Annotated in this window: 14 protein-coding genes; all 14 read left to right on the top strand. The window is 43.6% G+C overall.

The window, feature by feature from the left end:
- Positions 1 to 125: 125 nt before the first annotated feature.
- The gene (gene acsF, locus ACR5KR_RS29370; protein ID WP_445628744.1) at positions 126 to 1,181 is read left to right on the top strand and encodes a magnesium-protoporphyrin IX monomethyl ester (oxidative) cyclase; all 1,056 of its coding nucleotides are present in this window, start codon (positions 126 to 128) and stop codon (positions 1,179 to 1,181) included.
- Between the two features lie 357 nt (positions 1,182 to 1,538).
- A complete protein-coding gene (locus ACR5KR_RS29365) occupies positions 1,539 to 2,927 on the top strand; it encodes an eCIS core domain-containing protein (RefSeq protein WP_448268985.1) in 1,389 nt (462 codons plus the stop codon).
- Between the two features lie 365 nt (positions 2,928 to 3,292).
- Entirely contained in the window at positions 3,293 to 4,240 is a 948-nt protein-coding gene (locus tag ACR5KR_RS29360; RefSeq protein ID WP_448268984.1) for a zinc-binding dehydrogenase, read from the top strand.
- A gap of 15 nt (positions 4,241 to 4,255) precedes the next feature.
- The gene (locus ACR5KR_RS29355) at positions 4,256 to 4,603 is read left to right on the top strand and encodes a hypothetical protein (protein WP_445628741.1); all 348 of its coding nucleotides are present in this window, start codon (positions 4,256 to 4,258) and stop codon (positions 4,601 to 4,603) included.
- Positions 4,604 to 4,632: 29 nt separating this feature from the next.
- Positions 4,633 to 5,433, top strand: a complete 801-nt coding sequence (locus ACR5KR_RS29350; protein WP_445628740.1) for an SDR family oxidoreductase — start codon at positions 4,633 to 4,635, stop codon at positions 5,431 to 5,433.
- Between the two features lie 96 nt (positions 5,434 to 5,529).
- The gene (locus ACR5KR_RS29345; RefSeq protein WP_448268982.1) at positions 5,530 to 6,444 is read left to right on the top strand and encodes a TauD/TfdA dioxygenase family protein; all 915 of its coding nucleotides are present in this window, start codon (positions 5,530 to 5,532) and stop codon (positions 6,442 to 6,444) included.
- Between the two features lie 354 nt (positions 6,445 to 6,798).
- Complete coding sequence (locus tag ACR5KR_RS29340) at positions 6,799 to 7,392, top strand: glutathione S-transferase family protein (protein ID WP_445628738.1); 594 nt, start codon at positions 6,799 to 6,801, stop codon at positions 7,390 to 7,392.
- A 68-nt stretch (positions 7,393 to 7,460) separates the two neighbouring features.
- On the top strand, positions 7,461 to 8,840 hold the full coding sequence (locus ACR5KR_RS29335) for an LLM class flavin-dependent oxidoreductase (RefSeq protein ID WP_448268980.1): 1,380 nt from the start codon (positions 7,461 to 7,463) through the stop codon (positions 8,838 to 8,840).
- A gap of 147 nt (positions 8,841 to 8,987) precedes the next feature.
- Positions 8,988 to 9,950: a DMT family transporter gene (locus tag ACR5KR_RS29330; protein WP_448268979.1), complete on the top strand. Its 963-nt coding sequence runs from the start codon at positions 8,988 to 8,990 to the stop codon at positions 9,948 to 9,950.
- Between the two features lie 15 nt (positions 9,951 to 9,965).
- A complete protein-coding gene (locus tag ACR5KR_RS29325) occupies positions 9,966 to 10,622 on the top strand; it encodes an HAD family hydrolase (RefSeq protein ID WP_448268978.1) in 657 nt (218 codons plus the stop codon).
- A gap of 9 nt (positions 10,623 to 10,631) precedes the next feature.
- On the top strand, positions 10,632 to 11,408 hold the full coding sequence (locus tag ACR5KR_RS29320) for a sulfite exporter TauE/SafE family protein (protein ID WP_448268977.1): 777 nt from the start codon (positions 10,632 to 10,634) through the stop codon (positions 11,406 to 11,408).
- Positions 11,409 to 11,435: 27 nt separating this feature from the next.
- The gene (locus ACR5KR_RS29315; protein ID WP_448268975.1) at positions 11,436 to 12,689 is read left to right on the top strand and encodes an MFS transporter; all 1,254 of its coding nucleotides are present in this window, start codon (positions 11,436 to 11,438) and stop codon (positions 12,687 to 12,689) included.
- Between the two features lie 69 nt (positions 12,690 to 12,758).
- Entirely contained in the window at positions 12,759 to 13,145 is a 387-nt protein-coding gene (gene hpxZ / locus ACR5KR_RS29310) for an oxalurate catabolism protein HpxZ (protein WP_445628732.1), read from the top strand.
- Positions 13,123 to 13,335, top strand: coding sequence for a hypothetical protein (locus ACR5KR_RS29305; protein WP_448268974.1), 213 nt, complete (start codon positions 13,123 to 13,125; stop codon positions 13,333 to 13,335). Before hpxZ ends, ACR5KR_RS29305 begins: the two co-directional genes overlap by 23 nt.
- Positions 13,336 to 13,337 lie beyond the last annotated feature (2 nt).

Raw genomic sequence — 13,337 nt, 5'->3', positions numbered from 1 at the left:
GACCCGTTGAAGAAAAATTCAGAAATTCCAACTTTACTGAAGGATTGTAAATAGGTCTAGCAAAATAATTGCATTTGTCATAGCTTTATAGTTATAGAACTATTGACTCGATCGCCTCATCACTCATGGTTAACACCCTACCCAAGCCAGAAACTAAAACCCCCAGCAAAGAAACTGTACTCACCCCCCGGTTTTACACTACAGATTTTGAAACCGCAGCCAAGCTGGATTTGTCTGCCCAGGAAACGGAATTGCAGGCGATGTTGACAGAAATGCGGACAGACTACAATCGGCACCATTTTGTCCGGGATGAAGCGTTTGAGCAGTCTTGGGAACACATTGACGGTGAAGCAAGGCAGGCATTTATAGAGTATTTGGAACGTTCTTGCATTTCTGAGTTTTCCGGCTTCTTGCTGTTCAAAGAATTATCCCGCAAGTTGAAAAATCGCAGTCCAGTGCTAGCGGAAATTTTTCAAATGATGGCGCGTGATGAAGCCCGCCACGCCGGATTTCTCAACAAAGCAATGGCCGATTTTAAACTCTCTCTTGATTTAGGTGCTGTTACTAAAACCCGCACTTATACATTTTTCCCAATTGAATGGGTACTTTACACCGTTTACCTCTCAGAAAAAATCGGCTACTGGCGTTACATTATTATTTTCAGGCATCTAGAAAAGCACCCAGAAAACCAGTTTTACCCGATATTCCGCTACTTTGAGAGTTGGTGTCAGGACGAAAACCGCCACGGAGATATATTCAAAGCATTATTGCGTTCTCAACCCCAACTCTGGAACACCTGGAAATCTAGGCTGTGGAGTCGCTTTTTCTTGCTATCAGTATTTGCTACTCACACCCTGACAGTTCATGAACGTTCTGGGTTCTACAAATCATTGGGACTTGATGCCACAGAATTTGATATCCAAGTTGTCCGCAACACCAATGAAACCGCAGGACGGGCTTTTCCTGTAATGTTGAATACCGAACATCCCCAGTTTTTCCCACGTCTGCAACGCTGTGCAGGTTATAACTTGAAAATTGCAGAGATTGAAGGCAGTTATAATCCGAAATTAATGAAGCTAATTCGCAAACTACCTTTGATTGCAGCAATTGTTTGGAATCTGCTGTTAATTTACCTCATCAAACCAATTGATGCTGAAGCCCTGCGGGGAACGGTTCGTTAGCTATTTATTAGACATCTGCTTGTGAAATTAATTATGTGTTCTGAATAACGCATAATTAATTTCACTAGATGTCAATTTTTGAATATTTGGGTAGCTGAATAATGACAAAACTAGACTAAAGTCTATATATAAGTATGTCAATAAAATAGTTAAATTTTTGTATAAGTATCTAGGCATAAACAAATTTCAAGTTTGTAGTAAGGACTTTAGTCCCGATCATCCTTGCTCTGAGCGATAAATCGCTCACTACAAACTAGGAGTTGATTTTATATTTAATTATATCTACCTACTTAGAAGATACTGGAATGCAATATATAAGAGGTTACTAATTAATCTAGAAAATGTAGGAATTGAGAGATGAGCGACATTAAAAGACAAGCCGCTTCGCCTTTAACCACATGGAAAGGGTCCAACACAGGAACATCAAATTTTACGAATCCATCGCTTGTCTCATCCAATATTCCCACATTGGCCAATCCAACACGCGGTTTTGGTTTACCAACAAATAATAGTACTGCGCTCAATGGCGACGTTCAAGAAACCCCGTCTGCTAATAATGAGCAATTATTAGAACCAGAAGCTATTAAAGAAAAACCTCTAGTTCACGACATTAGTCGGATATCTTTGCGTCGTCCACAGCCGCAACTTATAGGTAGCCAGCCAAAAGACCAGTATGAGCAGTCATCTGACCAGATTATGCTTCTACCTAGACTTAAGTCAAATATAAATATCGGTGCAATAGATTCACATCTAGTACAACGAGAATGTGCAGATTGTGAGCAAGAAGAACAAGAAGTACAAACCGAGTTGTCGCTACAACGCGTTAGCGATCGCAGCGTTCAAACCCAAGATAATATTGAGAGTCAGTTAAATAATAGTAAGGGTGGAGGAAGCCCGTTATCTCCCGAAGTGCGAAACTTTATGGAACCACGCTTTGATAGTAAATTCGACGATGTGCGAGTACATACTGACTCCAATGCTACGCAGATGAATAAGTCGTTGAGAGCGCAGGCCTTTACTCATGGTAGTCATATTTACTTTAGCGCCGAGAAATCACCTGGTAATAATGAGTTGACAGCCCATGAGTTAACCCATGTGGTACAGCAGACAGGCAAAGTACAGAAACAAAGCGATGCATCTACAGCACCAGCCGCTGTTGAACAGACATCTAGTGGGATGCCGCCCAAAAAAGGGACAACTAAAATTGACAAAAAAAATACCACAATTACTGCTTCTGGAAAAAATATTACCGAAGCAATTACAAACTTAACATCACAAGGAAAAGGCGAAGCAGGGAGTGTTACTTGTGCCCCTGAAAAAGATGTCAAAACTTACCAAGCAGAAGATAAATCTGATGAAATTGTCTACGAAGCAGATGTCTTAGTAACAGAAACTAAGGCAATGCCCGTCTGGACGGAACTCGACCAACAATGCGAACCCGTTAAAAAAGAATGGGCAAGGTTTTATAGCGCTCTTGATACACACGAGAATGGGCACATTAGTATTGACGAAAAGGCTTTTAAAGATTTACACAAAAAGCTTCTTGGCAAAACAACTTCAGCATCTGACAAGATTTTTAACGATACTTACGCCCAAGCAAATACTGATAACAATACTTATGACACTACAACGAAACACGGACTCACTCAAGGTACAGGAGTAACTCCGGTACAGTGCGGCCCAGAAAAAGTTTCTCAAAGTGGGGATGAATCGGATGCAAAGGTAGAGGTTCAAACTCAACAATAAAGGCGAAAACAGCATAATGCAAACCTGCTAATAATTTTCGCGCTTACACTGTTTGGAGTCAAATTGAAAAATTACAAAAAGAACTCCGAACCATACGGAAGCCACTTGGCTTGACTATAGTGCAAGAAGTGTAAACGGCGAATTTATCCACAAGGTGCTTGATTCTTCTGGCTGTCTGTGATAATTTTTTTGTACAAACCATAAAATACTGTAATCTTATCAAGATACCGTTGTTTAAATCTCGTTAACCTAGTTGCAAGGATTTGAAGTTAAGAATAAATAGCTAATCTATCGAGATTATTTATTACAGGTATAACATTGCGAACCAACGAACTAGAAATTAATCTCTAAGCTAGGGCAACCTTATGAGCAAAATACGTGCTGTGATTGTCGATCCCAATGTGCCAGGGCGTTTGGCACTGAGTGAAGTGACTGCACCAAAGCCTGCCCCAGATGAAGCTCTAGTGCGGGTAGCGGCAATTTCCCTCAATCGGGGAGAGATAAAACGTTCAACCACTGCTGAGGCTGGTTGGCAGCCTGGTTGGGATTTGGCAGGCGTAGTGGAAATCCCCGCCGCCGATGGTTCGGGGCCTCCCCAAGGAGCGCGTGTAGTTGGCTTGCGCCGTGCCGGTGCTTGGGCAGAACTCGTGTCTGTTCCTACTGACGCCTTAGCAGTAGTGCCGTCATCAGTATCTTTTGCTCAAGCTGCGACACTGCCTGTAGCGGGTTTAACTGCATACCATGCGGTGTTAAAAGGTGGTTCACTTTTGGGTCGGACAGTTCTGGTTACAGGCGCATCAGGAGGCGTAGGTTACTTCGCTATCCAGTTGGCGCAACTGTCAGGAGCGCAAGTTGTCGCACATATTCGTCAAGCTGGCTATGAAACTCTAGTTAGAGAAGCTGGGGCGCAATCGGTAGTGATTGGCGAAGACCTCTCACCCGCCAGCGAGTATGGGCCCTACAATCTAATTGTAGAGTCAGTGGGTGGTAAGACTTTGGGGGTAGCCCTTGGCTTACTGGCACAGGATGGGAAAACTGTGCTGTATGGAGTATCTGGGGGAGCTGAAGTAACATTCAACGCGGCTCAATTTTTTGGGACTGGTAGCGTCAGTCTGTATGGTCTACGTCTGTTCGATGAATTGAGATTTGAATCAGCAGCAATCGGTCTAAAACGGCTTTTGAGTCTAGTAGAAGCAGGTGAGTTACATCCTCACATTGATTTAGAAGCTTCTTGGACACAAATAGCTGATGTGGCCCAACAACTGCTCGATAGGCGTTTTCCTGGCAAAGCTGTGTTGCACATTTCAAATTGAGCGATCGCAGATGGTATGAGGGATAGTACTGAATTCTGGTTCAAACTAGATCGGCTTGTAGCCATTAGTAATCTCAAGATAGATCGCCCAAAGGGTACATCGCATCCACGTTATCCATCCTTTGTTTATCCGTTGGACTATGGATATTTGGAAAACACTCGCTCTGGAGATGGAGCCGATATTGATGTCTGGATAGGTAGTTTATCTAGTAAAAAAGTCACCGCCATCATTTGTAGTGTTGACTTGGAAAAACGGGATACAGAAATCAAAATACTTCTGGGCTGCACTTTTGGGGAAAATCAAGCCATCTTGGATGTCCACAATACAGGCTCTCAATCAGCAATATTATTGGTTCGCAATTAAATTACTTACATTTTTGAGGGTAAGTTTGTATGAGTTTAGAACTAAAACTATCAGGTAAAACAGCGATCGTTACAGGAGGAAGTGCGGGAATTGGATTAGCTACTGCCAAAGCACTTTATAGTGAGGGTGTGAATGTGGCGATCGCAGCTCGCAATCAAGAAAGACTGGAAAATGCAGTAGCTGCCATCCAGTCCTTACCAAGTTCAGGCGCTAAAGTTATTGCCATCAGCGCCGATTTAACGAAAGCAGAAGATATTGAAAAAGTTGTCTCCACAACATTAGCCCAGTTTAATCAGATTGATATCTTGATTAACAATGCCGGATCGGCCCGTGCTGGGTCTTTCCTAGAATCCACTGATGATTTATTTTTGGATGCTTGGAACTTAAAATTATTGGGCTATATCCGCTTAGTTAGAGCCGTCGTTCCCCATCAAAAAAGTCGCGGTGATGGGCGGATTGTCAATATAGTCGGTGGTGCAGGACGGACACCTCGTCCGAACTTCCTAGCTGGTGGTACAAGCAATGCTGCTTTGCTGAATTTCACAAAGGGCATTTCTAAAGAACTAGCCGAGTACAAGATTCGCATTAACGCTATCTCCCCTGGTGCTACAGCTACCGAGCGTGCCGAGACTTTAGCTCGGCAAAACGCCCAAGCGCAAGGCATCACCGTTGAGCAAGTGAAGGCACAAAATATCCAAAGTATTCCTTTAAAAAGAATCGCCCAGCCAGAAGAAATTGCCGCGCTGGCGCTATTTTTGGTGTCCGATCTTGCTGCATCGATTACAGGAACAGAGATTATCGTTGATGGCGGATCTACCCCTGGTGTTTAACAGACGCGATGAATTAGACGCGATGAATCGGACGCGATGAATTAGACGCGATGAATCGCGTCTCTACAAAAATACAAACTTCTTGGAGATAAAAACATGGGTTCTCAATACTTTGATATCAAACCAGTTGCAGGACGTATTGGTGCTGAAATTATTGGTGTTAATCTGAGTTCTAACCTCAGCGATGACATTATCAGCGATATTCGCAAGACTCTAGTCAAATACAAAGTGATCTTTTTCCGCGGTCAGCAACAACTCGATGCTGATGGACAGGTTGCTTTCGCTCGTCGTTTTGGTGAAGTCACTACAGCCCACCCCACTGTACCATCGCTGCCAGAAAACCCAGAAGTCTTAGACCTGAATTATGGGCGTACCACTTCCCGCGCCAATAGCTGGCATACAGATGTAACATTTGTAGACCGTCCTCCTCTCGGTTCTATCTTACGAGCGCTTGAAATTCCGCCGACTGGTGGCGATACAATCTGGGCAAACTCCGTCACTGCATACGAAGATTTACCTATTCATTTACGTAATCTTGCAGACCAACTTTGGGCAGTACATAGCAATAAATTCGACTATGCTACTGCATTTGACTTACCTGAAGATGCCAAGGCTTACCGGGCTGTCTTCACTTCGACTGTATATGAGACTCTGCACCCAGTTGTACGCGTCCATCCCGAATCTGGGGAGCGGGGGCTATTCATCGGCGGATTTGTGCGCCAGTTCCGTGGCTTATCAACAACTGAATCAGATGACATTCTGCGGCTGTTGCAAGCATATATTACACGTCCTGAGAACACAGTCCGGTGGCGTTGGCAAGTTGGTGATGTTGCATTTTGGGATAATCGGGCTACTCAACATTACGCGATCGCAGATTACGGCAACCAGCCCCGCCATGTTCAACGCGTCACAATTGTCGGCGACCTCCCAGTTGGCATCGATGGTAAACAAAGTGAGGCTATCAAAGGAGATGCTTCTGAGTACAACCGTCGTCAGGCGGTGACTGCGTAATATTTGGGCATTGGGCATGGAGCATTGCGCATTGGGCATGGGGAATAGGGGATGAGTCTTTGATACTCGTGAACGAGTCTTTAATACTCGCCGACGAGTCTTTGAACTCCGTTAATGAGTCTTTAATACTCGCCGACGAGTCTTTGAACTCCGTTAATGAGTCTTTGATACTCGCTGGCGAGTCTTTGAACTCCGTTAATGAGTCTTTAATACTGGCTGACGAGTCTTTGAACTCCACTCTCCTACTTTCTCTGCTCTCCCTCATCTCCCCATTCTCTTTTGCTGGCTTAACCTTCCACTGATTAATGAGTCCTGAATTCTGAATTCAGTATCTAATCACGATCGCACTTTTTTATGAAACTCTTCTATACACCTAATTCACCCTATGCACGCATTACACGGATAGCAACACTAGAATTGAATCTCAGCAATCAGATCGAAACGCAAAAAGTCATTGCACGAGATCCAAACAGCGACCTAGTGAATTACAACCCTACAGGTAAAGTTCCAACCCTAGCGACTGACGACGGATTTATCTTGAGTGAAACACGTATAATATGCGCTTATCTAAATCACTTAAATCCTGAAATCAAACTAGTTGCTGACATTTCTAATGGCTTTTTACAGCAACTTGAAGGTATAACTGGTGGCTTCATAGATGGTATTGCTGTCTGGGTACGGGAGTTAAGGCGTCCTCTAGGCGAACAGTCTCTTGGGGCGATCGAGTTTGAGCATGAGCGGGCGTTGAGAATTTTAAACTACTTCGAGAAGATATCAGATAAACTCGACCAAACTCCTAAACTTGCTCATATAACCCTCGCCTCTGCACTTGGACTAGAGATCCGTCTTCTCAATCTGCAATGGCGGCAGAAATATCCAAAACTTGCTAATTGGTACGATGAATTCTCTAAACGACCATCCATGCAAGTAACAAAACCAGAGTCTTAATAACTAATACTTTCTTATTCCAAACAAGAAAACGAAAAAAGCATAAGTACGCCGTCGCAAATAGAAATATGAGTACAAAAAAACAACTTAAACTCGGAGCATTTTTACCCGGTAGTGGACATCACGTTGCAGCATGGCGGCATCCCAACACCCCGGCTGATGGAGGTTTAAACTTCCAACATTACAAGCAGCTGGCACAAACGGCTGAACGGGGTAAATTTGATATGCTTTTCCTCGCAGATGGTTTAGCTGTCTGGGATAGAGGACAAGGGGCTGAGGCTTTTAGCCGTTCGGGACAATTCAGTGTCCACTTTGAACCTTTAACCTTGTTGTCGGCTCTGTCTGCGGTGACAGAAAATATCGGTTTGGTGGCGACATCATCAACGACTTATGATGAACCTTATCATCTCGCCCGTAAGTTTGCATCACTAGATTATCTTAGCGGTGGTCGTGCCGGATGGAATCTCGTAACCTCTGCTGCTGAAGCCGCAGCACAGAATTTCAGCCAAGAAAACCACCTAGAACACTCGCTGCGCTATGAACGAGCGAGGGAATTTGTGGATGTTGTCACCAAACTTTGGGACAGTTGGGAAGACGATGCTTTCCTCCACGATAAGGAGTCAGGTATTTACTTCGATGCAGAAAAGCTGCATGTTCCCCACCACAAGGGCAAATATTTCTCGGTGCGCGGCCCCCTCAATGTGGCGCGTCCACCGCAGGGATATCCAGTAATCGTACAAGCTGGATCTTCCGAGGCTGGACAGGATTTAGCTGCCCAAACAGCAGAGGCGATTTTCACTGCTCAACAGACATTGGCAGAGGCTCAAGCCTTCTACACCAGCGTCAAAGGGAGATTAGCTAAATACGGACGTTCTCCCGATCATCTCAAAATTATGCCAGGGGTATTCCCGGTAATTGGTAAGACTGAGCAGGAAGCTAAGGATAAATATGAGCAACTTCAGGAGTTGATTCATCCCTTGGTCGGATTAGGGCTACTTTCTGGGCTAGTGGGTGGCCATGATTTGTCCAAATATCCCCTAGATGGGCCGCTGCCGGATCTGCCAGATACCAACGGTGGCAAAAGCCGCTTGCAGTTGATTACCGATCTTGCCCGCAGAGAGAACTTAACAATCCGACAACTGTATTTGTGGATTGCAGGAGCGCGGGGACATCGAACGATTCTCGGAACACCAGAACAGATTGCCGATCAGTTAGAAGATTGGTTTGTTAATGGTGGGGCTGATGGATTTAACATTATGCCGCCCTGGCTACCTGGGGGTTTGGAGGAATTCGTGGACTTGGTAATTCCCGAACTGCAACGCCGAGGAATATTTCGTACTGAGTATGAAGGCAGTACTTTACGCGAAAATCTTGGTTTACCCCGTCCGGTGAACCAGTTCACCACAAAGACTGCTCCTGAACCTGTGAGCGCCGGTTCCTTAGCATAGTAATAATTGATGGATAAATTCCTTGTAGAGACGGCGATTTATCGCGTCTTTTGAAGCAACGGCTTTGATTTCTTCAAACTTCATCTGGTTTGTTATTCCAGTGGTTTTAACAATACAATCAAGTCGTCTCTACGGAAACTTTTTATCGTGTTGGGCATCCTAACGGTTCTTGTATCCTCCTTTGTTTTGACGTTTCACAACGTTACTGTCCGAGTTTTGTTTTCAGAACATCTCGTACTAGGTTTATTTTTACTCGGTGGATACGTTAAACCGGATTTGCAGAATTCCTTCTTGCTGATGTTCATGCGAATGCTGCTGGTGGTTCCATTCATGGCATCTCTATCATTCAAGCTATATCCATCTGCTTGGACAGAATTTCAAGACTTGTTCACCCGCAAGCGTAGGGATGTTCTAATTCAAGCTCTTGGCTGTGGAGTGCTGATGTTTGTATATATCGCCTCACTCTACATTGCTATTGGCTTGATTCCCACAGGTATTGCCTTGACCCTTTTCTTTACTTATCCCGTATTTACAGCGCTGCTATCTTGGAGGTTTTTTGGCGATCGCCCCACATTGTTCCGTTGGCTAGTAATGGCTATTATTCTGGTAGGAAGCGCTCTCACCATTCCCCAATCTTCTCCTACTTATAGCAGTCATGCCATTGCGATCGGCATTTTCGCTAGTTTTGGCGCTGGCATCGTTTATGCCTTTTATTGCATCATTGCTCAAAAATGTTTAGAAAAATTCCATCCAATTCCCTTTACCTGGATCAGTTTTGCCTGTACTCTACTGCTTTCTGGTGTTAGCTTACTGTTCTGGCCAGGTAAAAACGCCCAACTTGATTGGACACCCCTATGGATTGGTAGCATATTTTCTGGTCTGGTCAGCTTTCTCGGACACACTTTAAACAATGTCGGGATTCAGATGATTGGCGCAACTACCGCATCAATCATCGGCTCTAGCAGTCCAGCACTGACAGCGTTAGTTGCATGGATAACGATTAGCGAAACTTTAAACGTGATTCAGAGCATCGGGATTGGTGTTGTCACCTTGGGGATCGCCTTACTTAGTGCAGAAGGCTTTGTGAAATCGCTCAAAATTAGGGGTTGAATTGGGAATTAAGATATGCCTTTCTCCGCTATCCTTTTCGATCTCGACGGGACTTTAACAGATCCTAAACCTGGTATCACTGGTTGTATTCAGTATGCACTCTCTGAACTCGGTTATAAACCACCGGATGCTAATGAATTAAATTGGTGTATTGGCCCACCACTGAAAGATAGCTTTTCGCAATTACTCAATACCTTGGATCGCACAGTAATTGAACAGGCAATTTTGCTTTATCGTCGTCGCTTTGCCACAATTGGATTATTTGAAAATTCCCTTTATCCCCAGATTGCAGAAGTCCTAAAAGCCATTCGTTTTGCTGGTTATAAAACTTTTGTTGCAACTTCCAAACCATATATTTATGCTACACAGATTATTGAATATTTTGGGCTATCGTTGCTTTTTGATGGTATTTATGGTAGTGAACTTGACGGGACGCGGAGCATAAAAGGTGACTTAATTCACCATATTTTATTAACAGAAAAACTTTTACCTTCTAGTGTGGTGATGGTAGGCGATCGCTCACATGACATCATTGGAGCCAAGCGCCATCATATTACTTCAATTGGTGTCACCTATGGCTATGGAACTGAGGAGGAATTAAAAGCTCATGGTGCTGACTTGATTGCCCATTCTCCAAGTGATATTCCCAAATTAATAATTCGTAATTCGTAATCAAAGATAATGCCACCATCATTAACGTTTATCCATAGCTTGCTGTTGTTTAGTACCGCTTTTATTGCAGGTGGCTTAAATGCTGTAGCAGGTGGTGGAAGCTTTATCACGTTTCCAACTCTCATCTTTACAGGTGTCGCCCCGATCGCAGCTAACGCCACTAATAATACTGCAATTTGGGTAGCTTCCCTTGCCAGTGCTGGAGCATATCGTCAAGATTTGGGCATTGAGCGGCGAGATTTTTTACTTCTATGTGGTGTCAGTTTAGTTGGTGGCATGATTGGCTCCATCGCCTTGTTGTATACATCGCCAGATGTCTTTAAAAAGCTGATTCCCTATCTATTGCTGCTAGCAACAGTTGTATTTACCTTTGGCGAACCGTTCAAAAAGTGGTTGCAGCGTAAAAGCCAGAATACATCACCGGAATCTGTACCGTTGTTTAATTTGGTACTGGCTCAACTAGCGATCGCCATCTATGGCGGTTTCTTCGGCGCAGGTATAGGGATTTTAATGCTGGCAACTCTGACATTGTTAGGTATCAAAAGTATCCACAAAATGAATGCTTTTAAGACATTTTTAGGGAGTTGTATTAATGGTATTGCGATCGTTCCATTTCTTTTTGCTGGTGTGATTGCTTGGCATCAAGCTATTTTGATGGCAGTCGGTGGCTCTCTTGGTGGTTACTTAAGTGCCCATTATGCTCGTAAACTTGAACCGCACTTAATTCGGAAATTTGTCATGATTGTTGCCTTCAGCATGACTGCCTACTTTTTTATTCACGGTTAAGAACTGGGAACTACTCAGGGGTGATGTATGCAAGCATCAAACAAATCACAGGTCATGTTGCGTGCTTTTAGTTCTAGAAATTTTCGCCTGTACTACACAGGTCAGGCAATTTCTCTAATTGGTACGTCAATGACTCAAGTAGCTACTAGTTGGTTAGTATATCGCCTCACCGATTCCGCTTGGTTACTAGGTCTAGTGGGCTTTGCCAGCCAAATTCCTACACTTCTATTGATTCCTCTAGGTGGAATCATTGCCGATCGCACCAACCGCCATCGCATTCTGCTTGTTGCCCAAATTCTTGGGATGCTTCAGTCTTTGGCTCTGACTTGGCTGGCTTTGAGCGGTACTATTAACGTTTGGCAGATTGCATTTCTTGGTGTACTGCAAGGGATAATTAACGCCTTCGATATTCCCACTCGACAAGCATTTCTACCGGAAACGGTCAGTAAGGAAAATCTCGGTAATGCGATCGCTTTGTACTCCTCCCTTGTCAGCGTTTCACTTATGGTTGGACCTGCGATCGCAGGTTTGTTGATTGTAGCGCTGGGATCGGGGCTATGTTTCCTGATTGATAGCATTAGTTACATCGCTGTAATTATTGCCCTCCTAGCAATACGGCTGACATCCAGAAAAGCCGTCATTCCCAAACGCAAACCCTTAGAAGAATTAAAAACTAGTTTTAAATATGCCTTTGGGTTTTTGCCAATTCGCTCAGTCTTGATTGGTTCGGCTTTAGTTTGCTGCGTGTGGGGATTTTACTTAGCTTTGGGGCCGATTTTTGCTAAAGAGATTTTGCAGGGTGGCCCTAACACTTTCGGTTTCTTGATGACAGCTTCCAGTTTGGGAACCTTAGCAGGTGGTATCTATTTAACGAAGCATAGCAATGTACTAGAGTCGGGTAAAGTTCTAACATTGGGAATAGGTTTTATGGGGTTAAACTTGATTGTCTTTGCCTTATCCCGTGTATTCTGGCTTTCACTGCTTTCATTATTAGCAGCTGGTTTCGGCTTTATTTTGCAGATAATTGCCGGACGCACTTTGCTTCAGTTGTTGGTGAGCGATGAAAATCGCGGACAAATTACTGGTCTTTATGTTATGGCCTCTACAGGCGCATTTGCTATCGGCAACTTAATAGCTGGCGCACTAGCAAGCAAAATTGGTAGTAGCAATACTGTCATCCTTGGTGCAAGTATTTGTATTGCAAGCTCAATTTTCTTTATGCAGCAAATTTCCACCTTCCGCAATCTGGTTCGTCTGAATCTACGTACTGAAGCAACTTAAAAGAAAAATAGCTTTGACTATTTGAAAGAGTGCATTATCTAGCCATAACACTAAGAATTGGTAAAAAAAATGACTACTATAAATGACCCTGCTGTTGTAGCTGAAGTAACCGATTTGTACTTCAAGTATGAAGAAGCCCTTTCTAATAACAATTTGGAAGTGATGGATAGCTTGTTTTGGGATGCACCCGAAGTAGTGCGCTTTGGCATCACAGAAAACCTCTATGGTGGCGATGAAATTCGTAACTTTCGCCAGAATCGATCAAACCCGAAAATAGAGCGAGAGATCTCGAATCTCAAGGTTGTAACCTTTGGGAAAGATGCAGCAACAGTGACTTTAGAATTTCACCGGATTATCAATGGTGTAGAGCGTTTCGGACGACAAAGCCAGACTTGGTACAGGTTTACCGAAGGCTGGAAGGTGGTTTCAGCCCATGTTTCATTATTGCCAGTGTGATTGTTTTTTAGCAACAGATGTGGAATGTGTAGCTGATTTAAAGTTAGACGTTACCGAACAAATTGATGTAGTTTTATTGCCTTTAAAAAAGGTCATTGAAGGTATTGATAAAGGTATATTGCTGCAAACATTACATATTAGCTCATTATTCTTCGCTCTAAAAAACCTTGGTAAAGTGCAATTTGATTAGTC

This window comes from Nostoc sp. DSM 114159 (genome assembly GCF_053470285.1).
This window is presented reverse-complemented; position numbering and strand designations above follow the sequence as displayed.

Coding starts and splice junctions, on each gene's coding strand:
- ACR5KR_RS29350 (WP_445628740.1), top strand. CDS start 4,633: ATGAGTTTAGAACTAAAACTATCAGGTAAAACAGCGATCGTTACAGGA.
- hpxZ (WP_445628732.1), top strand. CDS start 12,759: ATGACTACTATAAATGACCCTGCTGTTGTAGCTGAAGTAACCGATTTG.
- ACR5KR_RS29320 (WP_448268977.1), top strand. CDS start 10,632: ATGCCACCATCATTAACGTTTATCCATAGCTTGCTGTTGTTTAGTACC.
- ACR5KR_RS29345 (WP_448268982.1), top strand. CDS start 5,530: ATGGGTTCTCAATACTTTGATATCAAACCAGTTGCAGGACGTATTGGT.
- ACR5KR_RS29315 (WP_448268975.1), top strand. CDS start 11,436: ATGCAAGCATCAAACAAATCACAGGTCATGTTGCGTGCTTTTAGTTCT.
- ACR5KR_RS29325 (WP_448268978.1), top strand. CDS start 9,966: ATGCCTTTCTCCGCTATCCTTTTCGATCTCGACGGGACTTTAACAGAT.
- ACR5KR_RS29335 (WP_448268980.1), top strand. CDS start 7,461: ATGAGTACAAAAAAACAACTTAAACTCGGAGCATTTTTACCCGGTAGT.
- ACR5KR_RS29305 (WP_448268974.1), top strand. CDS start 13,123: ATGTTTCATTATTGCCAGTGTGATTGTTTTTTAGCAACAGATGTGGAA.
- ACR5KR_RS29355 (WP_445628741.1), top strand. CDS start 4,256: ATGAGGGATAGTACTGAATTCTGGTTCAAACTAGATCGGCTTGTAGCC.
- acsF (WP_445628744.1), top strand. CDS start 126: ATGGTTAACACCCTACCCAAGCCAGAAACTAAAACCCCCAGCAAAGAA.
- ACR5KR_RS29340 (WP_445628738.1), top strand. CDS start 6,799: ATGAAACTCTTCTATACACCTAATTCACCCTATGCACGCATTACACGG.
- ACR5KR_RS29360 (WP_448268984.1), top strand. CDS start 3,293: ATGAGCAAAATACGTGCTGTGATTGTCGATCCCAATGTGCCAGGGCGT.
- ACR5KR_RS29365 (WP_448268985.1), top strand. CDS start 1,539: ATGAGCGACATTAAAAGACAAGCCGCTTCGCCTTTAACCACATGGAAA.